The organism is Flavobacterium sp. GCM10022190 (assembly GCF_042656445.1).
GTDB lineage: Bacteria > Bacteroidota > Bacteroidia > Flavobacteriales > Flavobacteriaceae > Flavobacterium > Flavobacterium nitratireducens.
The window spans coordinates 1-15,037 of record NZ_JBHSOQ010000004.1; the positions used below are offsets into that span (position 1 = coordinate 1).

Annotated in this window: 10 protein-coding genes; all 10 read right to left on the reverse strand. The window is 34.3% G+C overall.

All coding sequences use genetic code 11. The annotated features are described in order from the left end of the window. Positions 1 to 507: 507 nt before the first annotated feature. On the reverse strand, positions 508 to 1,686 hold the full coding sequence (locus ACFPTQ_RS13165) for an aldose epimerase family protein (RefSeq protein WP_379777988.1): 1,179 nt from the start codon (positions 1,684 to 1,686) through the stop codon (positions 508 to 510). Between the two features lie 98 nt (positions 1,687 to 1,784). Then, the gene (gene araA / locus ACFPTQ_RS13170; RefSeq protein WP_379777989.1) at positions 1,785 to 3,293 is read right to left on the reverse strand and encodes an L-arabinose isomerase; all 1,509 of its coding nucleotides are present in this window, start codon (positions 3,291 to 3,293) and stop codon (positions 1,785 to 1,787) included. A gap of 102 nt (positions 3,294 to 3,395) precedes the next feature. Then, the gene (locus tag ACFPTQ_RS13175) at positions 3,396 to 4,094 is read right to left on the reverse strand and encodes an L-ribulose-5-phosphate 4-epimerase (RefSeq protein ID WP_379777990.1); all 699 of its coding nucleotides are present in this window, start codon (positions 4,092 to 4,094) and stop codon (positions 3,396 to 3,398) included. A 9-nt stretch (positions 4,095 to 4,103) separates the two neighbouring features. Then, positions 4,104 to 5,771, reverse strand: coding sequence for a ribulokinase (locus tag ACFPTQ_RS13180; RefSeq protein ID WP_379777991.1), 1,668 nt, complete (start codon positions 5,769 to 5,771; stop codon positions 4,104 to 4,106). A gap of 138 nt (positions 5,772 to 5,909) precedes the next feature. Continuing rightward, positions 5,910 to 7,895, reverse strand: coding sequence for an alpha-L-arabinofuranosidase C-terminal domain-containing protein (locus ACFPTQ_RS13185; RefSeq protein ID WP_379777992.1), 1,986 nt, complete (start codon positions 7,893 to 7,895; stop codon positions 5,910 to 5,912). A gap of 54 nt (positions 7,896 to 7,949) precedes the next feature. Next, entirely contained in the window at positions 7,950 to 8,915 is a 966-nt protein-coding gene (locus ACFPTQ_RS13190) for an arabinan endo-1,5-alpha-L-arabinosidase (protein ID WP_379777993.1), read from the reverse strand. A gap of 2 nt (positions 8,916 to 8,917) precedes the next feature. Continuing rightward, positions 8,918 to 9,886, reverse strand: coding sequence for a glycoside hydrolase family 43 protein (locus tag ACFPTQ_RS13195; protein ID WP_379777994.1), 969 nt, complete (start codon positions 9,884 to 9,886; stop codon positions 8,918 to 8,920). 10 nt (positions 9,887 to 9,896) lie between these two features. Further along, positions 9,897 to 11,444 carry an alpha-N-arabinofuranosidase gene (locus tag ACFPTQ_RS13200; RefSeq protein ID WP_379777995.1) on the reverse strand — a complete coding sequence of 516 codons (1,548 nt, stop codon included), beginning with the start codon at positions 11,442 to 11,444 and terminating at the stop codon, positions 9,897 to 9,899. A gap of 131 nt (positions 11,445 to 11,575) precedes the next feature. Further along, positions 11,576 to 13,198 carry an arabinan endo-1,5-alpha-L-arabinosidase gene (locus ACFPTQ_RS13205; protein ID WP_379777996.1) on the reverse strand — a complete coding sequence of 541 codons (1,623 nt, stop codon included), beginning with the start codon at positions 13,196 to 13,198 and terminating at the stop codon, positions 11,576 to 11,578. 266 nt (positions 13,199 to 13,464) lie between these two features. Continuing rightward, positions 13,465 to 15,027: a RagB/SusD family nutrient uptake outer membrane protein gene (locus tag ACFPTQ_RS13210; RefSeq protein ID WP_379777997.1), complete on the reverse strand. Its 1,563-nt coding sequence runs from the start codon at positions 15,025 to 15,027 to the stop codon at positions 13,465 to 13,467. Positions 15,028 to 15,037 lie beyond the last annotated feature (10 nt).

A 15,037-nucleotide genomic window follows, 5' to 3' on the forward strand; every position in this document is an offset into this window, starting at 1 on the left:
AGAACGTTTTCGCTGTTGCGGGTGCAAAAGTAGAACCTTTATTCGATTAAACAAGACCTTTTCAAAACTATTTTTTGTTTATTTTTTAATCAACTGATAACATGTGTTTTAATTTTTAAGAAATTTTCAGTTTTGTAAGAATTTGGGGTTTTAGACATTGTTTAACCGCAAAGAGCGGAAAGTTTCTTCACAAAGAACACTAAGAACAGACCGATATCACTATATTACATAGTAGAAAATAAGCTTTTAAACACATAGGTCTCTTAAGAAAACTAAAAGAACACAAAGGTTTTTACACTATATATAATAGTAGAAGCTCCATTTTAAGCAACCACCCTAGCCCTGACCTGCCTGCCGGCAAGGCAGGTAGCAGCAGCATCCTCTTGTGGTAACACAGTGGACACAAGAGATAGAGCGGATAGCAGGATTTAGCTCCTGAAAAAAAAGAAATAAAAAAACCCGCCTCGATAAATCGGGACGGGTTGTAATGATTGAAACTACTCTTTATTATTTAGTAGAAAATTTGAAAGCCGTTTTTGTTTTATATGTTTCCCCAGGGTTTAAAACTGTTGTTGGGAAATCTTTTTGGCTTGGAGAATCTGGATAATGTTGCGTTTCTAAACAAAGACCTGTTCTGTGTGCATACGTTTTACCATCTCTTGTAGGCAAAGTACCATCTAAGAAATTACCCGTGTACAACTGGATTCCCGGCTCATCAGTATAAACCTCCATCACTCTACCACTTGTTGGCTCATAAACTGAAGCTGCAAAACGGAAACCTTTGTCTTGATTGTTCAACACCCAGCAGTGATCATAACCTTTACCTCTTTTTAATTGCTCATTAGCAACTCCTATTTCTTTACCAATAGCTTTTGGTTTTCTAAAGTCAAATGGCGTATTAGCTACATCGTCTAATTTTCCTGTTGGAATCAATGTTTCATCAACAGGAACCAATTTATCAGCATCAATAGTGATTTCGTTATCCAAAATAGTCTTTGTAAAATCACCAGAAAGGTTGAAATAAGAATGCTGTGTTAAATTCACTACTGTTTTCTTATCTGTAGTAGCTTCGTAATCTACTTCCAAAGTATTATCTGCTTTTAAAGTATAGGTAACAAAAACCGTTAAGTTTCCAGGAAAACCTTCTTCCATATCTTTTGAAAGGTATTTTAATTTCAAAACTCCATCAGTTCCTCCTTTTGCTTCAACAGCAGTCCAAATCACTTTATGAAACCCTAATGGTCCACCGTGCAAACTATTTGGCCCGTCATTAGCCGCTAATTTATACTCTTTTCCATCCAAAGTAAATTTAGCTTTACCAATACGATTACCATATCTACCAATTAAAGCCCCGAAATAAGGATTATCCTTAGTGTATTGCTCAAAATTATTAAAGCCAAGAACGATTTCTTCAGAAACACCAGCTTTATTAGGCACTTTTAACGAAGTGATAATTCCTCCATAAGTCATGATATCTACTTCCATTCCTTTTTGATTTTTCAGCTTATAGCTTTCAATCTTTTCCCCTTTGGCAGTAGTACCATACTCTGATTTCTTAACAGTCACACTGTCTTTTTGCGCAACACTTTGTTCTTGGTTTTCTTTCTTTTCCCCTTTACATTGAACAGAAAGCCCTGCTGTTGTTATAACAGCCAATCCTAAAACACAACTTCTTAATAGATTCATACTTTTTTTAATTTTATCGGTTAATAGAGAAGTCATAAAGCCAAAAGCTAGTATAACTTTTGACTTTATGACTTTAAAAATTTTGTTTCTAAACAATATTACAATCCTGTTTGGAACAAGTGGTAATAAGCTTCGTTAGCATTCAAAGTTTCTTTGAAAGAACGGATTTTAGTATCATTATCAATAACTACTAATTCGATTCCGGCGATATCAGCGAAATCTTCCATAAATTCAGTTGTAACCGCTTGGCTATATACTGTATGGTGCGCTCCACCTGCTAAAATCCAAGCAGTAGCGGCGATATCTAAGTTTGGTTTACAATCCCAAAGTACACGAGCTACAGGTAATTTTGGCAATTCAGCCATTGGTTTAACAGCAGTAACTTCGTTTACAATTAAACGGAAACGAGTTCCCATATCTACTAAAGATACGTTGATAGCATCTCCAGCTGGTGAATTAAATACTAAACGAACCGGATCTTCTTTTCCTCCAATTCCCAATGGGTGAATTTCACAAGAAGGTTTTCCATCCGTAATAGAAGGACAGATTTCCAACATGTGAGAACCTAAAACATATGATTTTTCAGGTGTAAAGTGGTACGTATAATCTTCCATGAAAGAAGTTCCACCTTCAAGACCAATGTTCATTACTTTTAAAGCTCTTACCATAGCAGCTGTTTTCCAGTCACCTTCTCCTCCAAAACCGTAACCATCAGCCATCAAACGCTGTGTAGCAATACCAGGTAATTGTTTTAATTCTCCTAAATTTTCAAAAGTATCTGTAAAAGCGCCGAAACCACCTTCTTCTAAGAATGCTCTTAAACCTAATTCAATTCTAGCAGCATCTCTTAATGATTCTCTTTGCTCTCCTCCTTTTTGTAATTTTGGAGCCAAAGTATAAGATTCTTCATAAACTGCTACTAAAGCGTCTACTTGCTCTTCAGTAACTAATTTCATTTTATTAACGATATCTGAAGAGTCATATCCGTTTACAGAAACACCAAAACGAATTTGAGCCTCCACTTTATCACCGTCAGTAACTGCAACTTCACGCATGTTATCACCAAAACGAGCTACTTTTAAATTTTGCAATTCATCCCAACCTAAAGCAACTCTTGTCCAGTTTCCAATTTTTTGCTGAACGCGCTCGTCTTCCCAGTGTCCAACGATAACTTTACGTTTTTTACGCATTCTGGACATGATGTAACCAAACTCTCTGTCTCCGTGAGCTGATTGATTCAAGTTCATGAAATCCATATCGATTGATGCCCATGGAATTTCAGCATTGTATTGTGTATGTAAGTGACATAATGGCTTTTTCAAGATACTTAAACCATTAATCCACATTTTAGCAGGGGAGAAAGTGTGCATCCAAGCAACGATTCCGATACAGTTTTTAGCCGAATTAGCTTCCATACAGATATCTGTGATTTCGCTTGGTGATTTTGCAACTGCTTTGTAAACAATTTTTACAGGAACATGTGACGAAGCATCAATTCCTTTAGCAATTGCTTGAGAATGGATAGCAACTTGTTTTAAAGTTTCTTCACCGTATAAATTTTGGCTTCCAACTACAAACCAAACTTCTTTTTTAGAAATATCAATCATTTTATATATTGTTTGTTTTTAAATTTATTTGTTCAAGGTTCAAAGTTTAAGGTTTTTAATAGTTACAGAAAGAACTTGAAACATTAAACTTTAAACTAATTTTTATTGTCCGTAATAAGCATCTTTCCCGTGCTTACGATCGTAGTGTTTTTTAATCAAAGAATCTTTTAATCTTGGAGCAGCAGGATTAATTTGTAGTGTCAAATAAGCCATTTCCGCACAAACCTCTAACACTTTAGAGTTATAAACCGCTTTTGCAGCATTTTTACCCCATGCAAAAGGACCATGATTACCTAAAAGAACCATTTCTACTTCTTCATAAGAAAGGTTTTTTTCTTTGAAACAGTCTAAAATTTGGATTCCTGTATTGTGCTCATAGTTTCCTTCTATTAAATGATCAGCCATTGGGGGAGCACAAGGAATATCAGCTGTTAAGTGATCAGCATGTGTAGTTCCGAAAATTGGAATATCTCTTTGCGCCTGAGCCCAAGCTACTGAATAAGTAGCGTGAGTGTGCGCAATTCCACCAATATTTGGCCAGTGCTTGTATAAATAAGCATGTGTTTTAGTATCTGAAGAAGGTCTTTTGTCCCCTTCGATGATATTATTATCAAAATCAACAATAACAATATCTTCTGCTTTTAATACTTCATATGGTACACCACTAGGTTTAATTGCAAAAACTCCATTTTCTCTATCAACTGCACTTACATTTCCAAAGGTATATACTACTAAATTCAACTCATTTAGCTGCATATTAGCCTCATAACATTCTTGTTTTAACGCTTGGTATTTTGACATACTACTTAATTATTTTGTTATACTTTCAATAAATTGACTTAATTCTGAGTAAGAATCCATCAATTCTTGGTATTTTTCAATTTTATCTGCTTGAGGGAAATATTCGCTTTCAAAATCACTTCCCATTTTTTTACTAGCTTCAATTACGTTAGGATAAATTCCAGCAGCAACTGCAGCATAGATAGCAGCTCCTAAAGCTGGTGCTTGGTCTGAAGCACAAACTTTAATTGGCTTATTCAAGACATTAGCCAAAGTTTGCATGATAAATGGTGATTTTCTAGCCACACCTCCAATACCTATTACAGAATCAATACGAACACCTTCTTCTTCAAAACGATCGACAATTTTCTTAGAACCAAAACAGATTGCATTGATTAAAGCTTTGAAAATATGTGGTGCTTTCGTTCCTAATGACAAATTAGTCATCGCACTTTTTAAACCTTGATTAGCATCTGGAGTTCTACGTCCGTTTACCCAGTCCAAAGCAGTTGGAATACTTTCTGATAACGGAATAGCTTCTGCTTGTGCTGTTAACGTTTTAATGAAATTAGACTCTACTTCCTCTTTTAACTTTACTTTTTGCTCTTCAGATAAAACATCCGAAGTATAGACTAAATTATTCAATGGCCAAGATAAAGTATCTTTGAACCAAGCTAAAACATCCCCAAAAGCAGATTGTCCAGCCTCTAAACCAACATATCCTGGTATAACCGAACCGTCTACTTGTCCACAGATTCCTTTTACTGTTTTACTTCCTACTGCTTCATTTGAAGCTACCATAATATCACAAGTAGATGTACCCATTACACGTACTAATGCATACTCGTCTATCTTAGCTCCAACCGCACCAGAATGCGCGTCAAAAGTTCCTACAGCAATAACTGTATCCGTTGTTAATCCTAAACGATTTGCCCATTCTTGATTTAATTTTCCAGCAACTAAATCGGATGTATACGTTTCATTGTATAATTTTCCTCTTAACTGAGCCAAATACGGATCTAATTTTGTCAAGAATTCTTCTGGAGGTAAACCATTCCAGTCTTCATGCCACATTGCTTTGTGTCCTGCTGCACAACGGCTTCTTTTAAATGTTGTTAAATCTTTATCATCGATTAATAAAAAAGTCATGTAATCGCAGTGCTCCATCCATGAATGCGCTGCATTTTTTACCGCTTCATCCTCACGAATGATGTGTAAAATTTTTGCCCAAAACCATTCAGAAGAATAAATTCCACCTTCATATTTAGTAAAATCTTCACCACCCCATGAAGCTGCTAATTCATTAATTTCATTTGCTTCATTGATAGCCGTGTGATCTTTCCATAAAATCATCATCGCATTTGGGTTATGCTCAAATTCTTTAGTTAAAGATAACGGACTACCATCAGCTGTAACAGGAATTGGAGAAGACCCAGTAGTATCGATACAGATACTTTTTATTTGAGATGGAGCTACATTAGCTTGAGCTACAACCGATTTAATTGTTATTTCCAATCCTTCGATATGATCCAAAGGATGTTGACGAAATTGATTGATTGACGGATTACAATACTCATTGTTTTTCCATCTTTTATAATGACAAACTTCAGAGGCTAATTCTTGCCCATTTTCGGTATCAATTAATACGGCACGAACTGAATCTGATCCGTAATCTATACCTATAACATAATTTTTCATCTTCGAATTTTAAAATGTGGTTACAAATATAAAATAAAAAAACATTAAGTGTTACACTTACACTTAATGTTTTTTATCAATTTTTCAATATTTTTAGTTAAATTTTTTCTTAACTAAAAATAGAAATTATTTTTTTGATTATTTCATTTTTAGTTTCAAAACTACAAACGAATTCGCAGGTAAACTCAACACCGCTTTTTTACCACTTACTTTAAAATCTTTTTCTACTGGACTTATTTTAGTTGGCTCAGCCAAAGTATTGTATTCCTCCAAATTAGCACTTGTTAAAAGAACCATTTTCCCCTTGCTATCTACATTTTTACCAGATAAATTAATAGATAAATCTTGCGCTTTAGCTGATGTATTGACCAATTTCAAAATCAATTCATTTTTCACAGCATCTTTTGCCGCTGAAGCATATAAATCATTTTGTCCAGTTATCGCTTTTCCATCTTTAGTAATAGAAAGCACATCAGTTCCTCTATTATTAGAATACATTTTTTGAACATAATAATTTGCCGTACCATAAGCAGCTAAATTATCAAACCAAATCATATCTGGAGCCCATTGAAAAGCATCAACATGCGCCATTAAAGGAGCATAAGACGTTAAATAAACAACATCTGCATTACGCTCTAATCCTGTCATAAAAGCAGACTCAGAAAGCGCCGCTAACCAGTTATTCTCTTTCAAACCATCCTCAACTCCATTAGGATGTGCTGCATATTCACCAGCGAAAATTTTAGGCCCTTTTCTATCATAGTTATCATAACGAGCAGCATTTGCTTTAAACCATTCTGGGTTTTTATAATAATGCTCATCAACTATATCAGCCTTCAATTTTTTTAATTCGTCCCAACCATAATCAAAAAACACACCATCAGGCGAAGGTCCAGAACCAGAAACGATAGTAATATTTGGATACTTAGATTTTATAGCTGTTGCAAAAACTTTATATCTCTCAATATATTGCGGACCCCATTGTTCATTACCCACTCCAATAAATTTAAGGTTAAAAGGTTTTGCATGTCCCATATCGGCACGTAATTTTCCCCATTTTGTAGATACATCTCCATTGGCAAACTCAATTAAATCAAGTGCATCTTGAACATAAGGATCCAATTCTGCCATTGGCACTAACTCCCCTGTGTTGTATTGACAAGCAATTCCACAACTTAAAATTGGTAGTGGCTCTGCGCCTAGATCTTCTGATAGTTGGAAATATTCAAAAAAACCTAAACCAAAAGACTGAAAATAATCTGGTGCTAGTTTATGTTTAAATTCCACATTCCATCTATTAATCATCGTTTCTCTATCCTCAACTGGACCAACTGTTTTTTTCCATTGGTATCTATTTTCAAGTGTTTTTCCTTCAACGATACATCCACCTGGGAAACGAATAAATCCTGGTTTTAAACCATCTAATAATTGAACGATGTCCTTACGCAATCCATTTTTCCTGTTTTTCCAAGTTTCCTCTGGAAATAACGAAATCATATCTAAGTCAATCGTTCCATTACCTTCAAAAGTAATTTTCAATTGGGCTTTAGCCTCCGTTTCGGTTGCGACTAATTGTGCTGAATAATCTTTCCAAGTTGTAGATGAAGGAACAATAGTAGTTTCACCTAATACTTTTTTATTCGCATCAATAAATTGAATAATAATCTTTTTAATTGCATTGTTATGATTGGCAGCTTTTAAAGTAAGATTATATTTTGCATCTTTCTTAATTCCCATTCCTCTGAAACCTTCATTAATGATTTGGTATCCTTTATCATTATTGATTATAATTCTACAAAAATCTGGATTATTTTTATTTTCAGAAGTATGCATAGGTGTTGCAATACCTGAATCTAAATTCATAGAATGTACATTACTATTAGGCTGTAACCATCCCATCAAAGGTGCGTCAAAACCAAAAGTTCTATTCTTAACCATTTCTGCATACAATCCTCCATCGGCAGCAAAATTGATATCTTCAAAAAAGACCCCGTACATAGTAGGTTGAATTTTAGCAATTGACTTGGTTAAATCAACTTCTAGATTTGTTTTTTGGGCTGTTGCCAAGAAACTACTTAGTAACAAACCGCAAAGGGCGCTCTTTTTCATTACATTTAATTTCATCTTGTTATATTTAGTTTTTATTTATGTTTCTGTGTTTTTCTATTCTTTTGATTCTTAATTTAATTCGGGCCAAAAATCAGCATCCCATTGTAATTCTTTGATAACTAAAACGGATTTCCCATTTTGTTTGGCATCATAACCATGATAAATCATATAATCTTTACCTTCAAAAGTGTACACACTATTATGACCAACTCCAAAAAAATCCTGATCTCCTTTTACTATAATTGTACCTCCTCCTTGATTTAACCCATTTCCATCTTTATCAAGATAAGGCCCTGATACATTTTTAGATCTTCCCACTACAACTTTATAAGTACTCTCCTTACCTTTACAACAGAAATCCCAAGAAGTAAACAAATAATAAAAGCCATTTTTCTTAAAAATAAAAGGGGCCTCTATAGCTGAACTTTTTTCTTTATCCTCTTTTTTGCGTTTGGCAATCGAATACCATTCCTGAGGCTCTGCAATGGATTTTAAATTTTCCCCTAATTTAACTATTTTAATTCCATCCCAAAAAGAACCAAATGACAACCATGGAATATTATTATCATCAAATACTACATTTGGATCAATTGCATTCCATTCATCTCTATTAGGATGCGATTCTATCACAATGCCTTGATCAATCCATTTATAGTTAGGGTCTTCTGGATTCAAGGTAACATTAGTAGCGAGACCAATTGCAGATGTGTTTTTTCCAAAAGCCGAAATTGAATAATACAAATAGTATTTCTTATTATGAAATGTAATATCAGGTGCCCAAATATGATTTTCAAAATTAGGAACAACTTTATCTGCCCAAACAGGTTTTATTTCAAATACAGCTGGTCCCTGTTTCCAATTTTTTAAATCTTTTGAACTAAAAGTTTTAATCCCTTTTCCTGTACAAAACAAATAATAAGTATCCTTTTCTTTAATAAGGACAGGGTCATGTACGGCAATTGACTGTGCATTTGATTTTATAAAAACCAATAGCAACCCAATAATCCAATAGTATTTTATTTTAAAAAAAATCATGATTATTCTTGAATCCCTTCTGAAGTCATAACTACGCGTTTCATTGTCCCGTTAGAGTTATAAAACAAACGGTCTACACAAACTGAACGTCTAAAACTTCCTCCTTCGGTAGGGATAACACCATTGTGATATATAAAATAAGATTTCCCTTTAAAATCAATAATTGCTTGGTGGTTAGTATTTGAATTTCCAGCCACTTCGTTCAATATTCCTTTGTATTCCCATGGTCCATTAATTGACTTACTCATCGCATAAACAATTTTTTCAGGAAATTGGGAAGCATAAGATAGATAATACCATCCTTTGCGTTTATGAACCCATGGTGCTTCAGTGAAATTTGGCAAATCGATAGTCATCATTGGACCATCCATTTCTATCATGTTTTCTTTTAATTTCACATAATTACACACAGTATTCCCCCAAAACAGATAGGCCTGACCATCATCATCAATAATAACCGAAGGATCAATATCATCCCAACTAATATTGGTTTTAGTGGTCATATCATTAGTGATTAATGCTTTCCCTAAAGCATCTTTAAAAGGTCCTGTAGGACTATCCGACACTGCAATTCCTATAGATTTTCCGTGAATGGTACCGTGAGTAATAGCCACATACCAATAAAACTTTCCGTTTCTTTCAATCACTTGACCAGCCCAAGCATCACCCTTTGCCCAAGAAAAATCAGAAGCTTTTAATGGCACTGGATGTTCTTGCCAATGTACCATGTCTGATGAGGAATACACCAGCCAATCATTCATGCGATAAAAATTAAAGTCCTTTTCAGGAACATCATGTCCAGTGTATAAATACACTTTGTCATTATAAACTAATGCAGCAGGATCTGCTGTATATTTATCTGTTATTATAGGGTTATTCATTTTTAGTGTTTGCTGATTTTTTACAGCAGCTGTTTTACAAGAAACAGCTGCTAAAATCCCCACACTAAATAAGATTGATGAAATTTTCATTTTAATAATATTATTTTCCTTCTAACATAATAACTGAAAAAGGAGGAACAGTTATTTCAATTTTACCTTTGGTATTTTTTACACCCTTAAATTCTTTAGGTTCAATTGTATTTGGTTTTTCAAATGAATTATAATCTTGTAGTTTTTTTGAAGACAAAATAGTGGCAGTAACATTTTTCAAACCAAGATCGGCTAAATTAATTTCGATTTTATTTCCCTTTTTAGCATCAATATTAACTAACGAGATATGAACTAATCCTGCTTTGTCTTTTGAAGCAGAAACAGAAATTGCTGGTAAAGTTTTCCCTTCTAAGGTATAATCAGGCGATTTAAAATCAACCGGAATTAATTCGGCATCCTGATGAACACGATACATTTTCATTACATGATAAGTTGGTGTTTTAATCATTTGAGCCTTATCCGTCAAAATAACAGCTTGCAAAACATTTACACATTGTGCTAGATTAGCCATACGAACTCGATCTGCATGATTATTAAAAATATTCAAAGTAGAACCAGCTAATACTGCATCTCTCATTGTATTTTGTTGATACAAAAAGCCTGGATTTGAACCTTTTTCAACTTCATACCATCCACCCCACTCGTCAACTGCCATTGTTATTTTTTTCTGAGGGTCGTACTTGTCCATAATAGCAGCATGTTTAGTCACTAATTCCTCCATTTTTAAAGCTGATTTCATGGTTTGGAAATATTGCTCTTCTGTATAATCTACAGCGTCCCCTTTTTTATTCCAGTCGATTACAGCATAATGGTGAACTCCTACAGCTCCTAACATATTTAATGGAATATTTTTCATTAAAACTTCTGTCCAGTTGTAATCATCACCACTTGCACCAGAGGCAATACGAGTTAAACCACCTGTATTTTCCCAATCAGCCATAAAAGTAGCATATTTGCGATATTCACCTGCATAGTATTCTGCAGTCATATTTCCCCCACATCCCCAAGCTTCATTACCAACTCCCCAGAATTTCACTTTCCAAGGTTCAATTCTACCATTTGCTTTACGTAAATCACTCATTGGACTTTTACCACCAAAATTAACATATTGAACCCAATCAGTCAATTCTTGAACCGTCCCACTTCCTATATTTCCTGCTAAATATGGCTCTGCTCCTAATACCTCACATAAATTTAAAAAATCATGTGTACCAAAACTATTATCTTCTGTTGTTCCACCCCACCAAGTATTTACAATTGTAGGTCTTTTATCTTTAGGTCCAATTCCGTCTTTCCAATGATAGGTGTCTGCAAAACAACCTCCAGGCCATCTCAAATTTGGAATTTTCAATTCTTTTAATGCCTCAATAATATCATTTCTAACTCCGTTTGTATTTGGAATTTTAGAAGTATCTCCCACGTAAAAACCTCCATAAATACATCTTCCTAAATGTTCTGCAAAATGACCATAGATATTTTTATTAATTGTAATCGGTTTTTCTCCTTTTTTGATATTTAAAATTGTGGTTTCATTTTGAGAAAAAATAAGCTGGCTCGAAAAAGTCAAAGCCAACAATAAGAACAAATTTTTTTTCATTGGATAATTTTTTTTTATTTATAAGTGTTATTTTAACATTTGTAAATATAACTAAAAAAAAATGATTAAAACAAACTATTATAGCAAACAACAAAGCTTTTTAATTTGTTAAATAACTTTGTTGTAATCCATTATTTAATTACTTTTTTTTTACCCCAAACAGGTATTCCTCCAGCTGTAAGTCCAGAATATGTTATAGTCACTTTTCGTGTTGGAGATTCCCAATCCCATGCATCACTCACTTTACATTTGATTCCATTAACTGTTAATGTTTTATTCGTAGAATCATAAGACCAATTTCCTGTCACAGCTCCAGAAACTTTTTTATCGGCAGTCAAATAAATAGTTACCGATTTCTGAATAGTTTTAAATTGATAATTCATGGTGATTTGTTCCCATGTCCCTATAAACGAAGTTTCAGCAATAGTAGTTTCAGGTACTGCTGCATAACGTTCAGGATCGATTACTGGCCAACCATCATCAGTCCATTTGATTGCTCGAACATGCCCCATCATGATTGCATTAGAAGCAAATATACCCGGAACATTTTCTGGCAAACGTCCTTGAGAAGAATAAAACCATTGTTTCGTTTCTGGGTTTTGAAAAATAGCACAGTGAGAAATCCCAACCCATCCACTATGATTATTAAATCCATAAGGATGTGTTAGCATAGGCCAACAATCAGCTCCATTTGTAACATTAGCACCATTAATACCATAATAAGGTCCTGTCACATTCCTAGAACGAGCTACACGTGTATTGTATGCGACTGATAACTCATCATATGCCATAAACAGATAATAATATTGAGTATCTGGATTGTATATGATTTCGGCTCCTTCGGAAGCCTGCCAACGACTTATAGAATTACGAGTAGCAATACGTGTTCCATAGTCTGCCAAAGTATTAAGTTGAAAAGGCTTTCCTGTAGTGGGATCTAATTTTAAAGCCACAATTCCTGAATGCCATGAGCCATAAATTAAATATTGTTCCCCCTGTGGTGTTTCAATAAAACTCGGATCAATGGCGTTATACTTGAAGTATGCATTTTCCCAATTTCTAACTCCTGTATACGAATATGGTTTTAATCCATCTGGTTCTGAACATACGACCATACCTTTATCTGTCCAAACATTAGAGGCTAAATCATCTGTTTCGGCTAAACCAATAAAAGCTCTTTCAGTCCAAGAAGTATCAAAACTTGTTCCTGTAATGGGTTCATCAACAACTATACTGTAATACATACGGAATTTATTACCTACTTTACGAATACAAGGTGCCCAATATCCATATCTTGGATTCATAATAGGTGGCAATGCTGGATTCATTCTTGCTCTTTTATTATTCAAGGAATCTTTAACCCATGCTGGAGCAGTTGTCATTGTTGACCCCATAAATTCCCAATTTACTAAATCTTTAGAACGACGATAAAAAAAATGACCACGTCCATCGTGCGCATTCCCATAAGATGCATCCGTTTGATACATATAATAGTATTCCCCCGATTTTTCTATTGAAGGATCATGAACATTAGCCAAATTCCACTGTGATCTTGTATTCCAAGAAGCAATTGAAGTATAATTATCGCTATATGTTGGCCCGGGAAAACCTGGGGTTACAACTGGTGGATCTACAACAACTGGATCTGACTCTCCAGTTCCTGAATCATCTTTAGAACAGCTTGTTAAAGCTAAACCAATTATATAAAGTCCCAAAACAATAAACTTGTTTAATTTTGAATTTGATTTTTTCATTAGATTCCTATTTAATTTTCTCCTTAAATTTTAGAGGAGAAAGAATTATTATTTCCTTTACATTCATAAGGCCGAATTAATACACAGCTTTATTCCTACTATTGACCACCTTAAAATACTTTAAGCTTGTAAAACTTTAAAAAAATCTAATTTTTAGAAGAAGATACCTTCTTTGATTGTAGGTGAAAATACCACAATGATAAGCGTGTAACAACTTATCATCATGGTATCCTAAATTGTATAAACAAATCGTTTACTAAAATGGTTTAATACCCATCATTTTGAGTTGAACCTGGATTATTATCCATTTCTAACTGTGGGATTGGAAAATATTCTCTTCCAGAACTGTAACTATTAAATTCAACGTCTCTTGATTTCAACCAAGCAAGTTTAACAGGATCTTGTAACCATCCCCAACGACGAATATCATCAAAACGGTGCCCCTCTAGTGGGAATTCTAAGAATCTTTCATGACCTATTTGATCTCTCATTTGAGCTTGAGTCATACCCGGTTTTGTAGTTGCTAAATTTGGCAAACCAACTCGATCTCTAACCATTTGAATATAAGAATAGGCTCCAGCAGTATTACCTGTTTCGTTCAAACACTCTGCATACATCAACAGGATATCTGCATAACGTAACAAACGTTCGTTAATTCCTGAACGCCAATCAAATTCATTTGCATAAGCTCCATCTGAATTTTGATACTTTCTACAAAATAAATCATTTAAATCTCCTGGATTACCAGCATAAAATGTAGCAAAATCTTTTCCGTACAATTGCATTCCTCCCGGTTTATTGTAAAACATTGTAGCATCTAAACGTGGATCGATAGTATTTGCTGTAGTTTTTTCAATCTGATATTCATTATATAATGTCCAAGTAGGCTGTACATCCGTCCAACCGAAAGCTCTTGGAGCATATGTAATTGCTCTAGCGGAAGTTTTACCCCATCCTGAAGCAGGTGCACCACCCCATCCTAAATCAACTCCACCAGCATCTCTACTGAATTGTACTTCAAATAAAGACTCCGAATTATTTTCATTTGAATCAGTAAAATTGTCTCTATAATTAGACACTAATGAATAAACACCTAAATCAATAACAGCCTTAAAAGTATCTCTTGCATTTGTAAAATCTTTAGTAAACAAATAGGCTTTCCCTAAATATCCTAAAGCAGCTCCTTTCGTTGCTCTTCCTTTTTGTCCTGCGTCTAATCCAGAAACACTAGTGTAAGATGTTGGTAGTAATTCAGCAGCTTTCTTGAAATCAGCTATTACTTGAGCCCATCCTTCTGCTTGTGTCTTTTGTGGATAAATTGCTGCAATTTCTGTTGGAACAGGAACATTCTTAAACATATTTACAGCATGGAACAAATACAAACCTCTCAAGAAATAAGCTTGACCTAAAATTCTATTCTTAAGAGCTACATCTGTAAAATTAATAGCAGGAACACTAGTTAAGACTTGATTTGCTCTATAAATTCCCTGATAATACGTTTCATACGCCCAACCATAAATAGCTGCATTAGAAACATTAGAATTAAAACGTCCTACATTGTACATGGCATCCCACGGACTATTGCTTCTACAATCATCTCCTTTTAAATCTAACAATAAAGGAGTACTTCTCATATAAGTACCGTCAGTTAATAAACTTCCATAAGCAGCATTAACACCTTCTAAAGCATCTTGATCATTTTTCCAGAATGAATCCACCGCATCGTTATTTGGGTCAACCTGAATTAAATCTTCATTATCAACACAACTTGTTGTTAAAATAGCTATTGAAAAGAACCCAGCTATATATTTATATATTTTGAATTTCATGTTTTTTGAT

What these genes read in the sequence shown, in the direction of transcription:
- ACFPTQ_RS13210 (WP_379777997.1), bottom strand. Translation starts at nt 15,027, where the DNA reads ATGAAATTCAAAATATATAAATATATAGCTGGGTTCTTTTCAATAGCT.
- ACFPTQ_RS13175 (WP_379777990.1), bottom strand. Translation starts at nt 4,094, where the DNA reads ATGTCAAAATACCAAGCGTTAAAACAAGAATGTTATGAGGCTAATATG.
- ACFPTQ_RS13190 (WP_379777993.1), bottom strand. Translation starts at nt 8,915, where the DNA reads ATGATTTTTTTTAAAATAAAATACTATTGGATTATTGGGTTGCTATTG.
- ACFPTQ_RS13180 (WP_379777991.1), bottom strand. Translation starts at nt 5,771, where the DNA reads ATGAAAAATTATGTTATAGGTATAGATTACGGATCAGATTCAGTTCGT.
- ACFPTQ_RS13165 (WP_379777988.1), bottom strand. Translation starts at nt 1,686, where the DNA reads ATGAATCTATTAAGAAGTTGTGTTTTAGGATTGGCTGTTATAACAACA.
- ACFPTQ_RS13195 (WP_379777994.1), bottom strand. Translation starts at nt 9,886, where the DNA reads ATGAAAATTTCATCAATCTTATTTAGTGTGGGGATTTTAGCAGCTGTT.
- ACFPTQ_RS13185 (WP_379777992.1), bottom strand. Translation starts at nt 7,895, where the DNA reads ATGAAATTAAATGTAATGAAAAAGAGCGCCCTTTGCGGTTTGTTACTA.
- ACFPTQ_RS13205 (WP_379777996.1), bottom strand. Translation starts at nt 13,198, where the DNA reads ATGAAAAAATCAAATTCAAAATTAAACAAGTTTATTGTTTTGGGACTT.
- ACFPTQ_RS13200 (WP_379777995.1), bottom strand. Translation starts at nt 11,444, where the DNA reads ATGAAAAAAAATTTGTTCTTATTGTTGGCTTTGACTTTTTCGAGCCAG.
- araA (WP_379777989.1), bottom strand. Translation starts at nt 3,293, where the DNA reads ATGATTGATATTTCTAAAAAAGAAGTTTGGTTTGTAGTTGGAAGCCAA.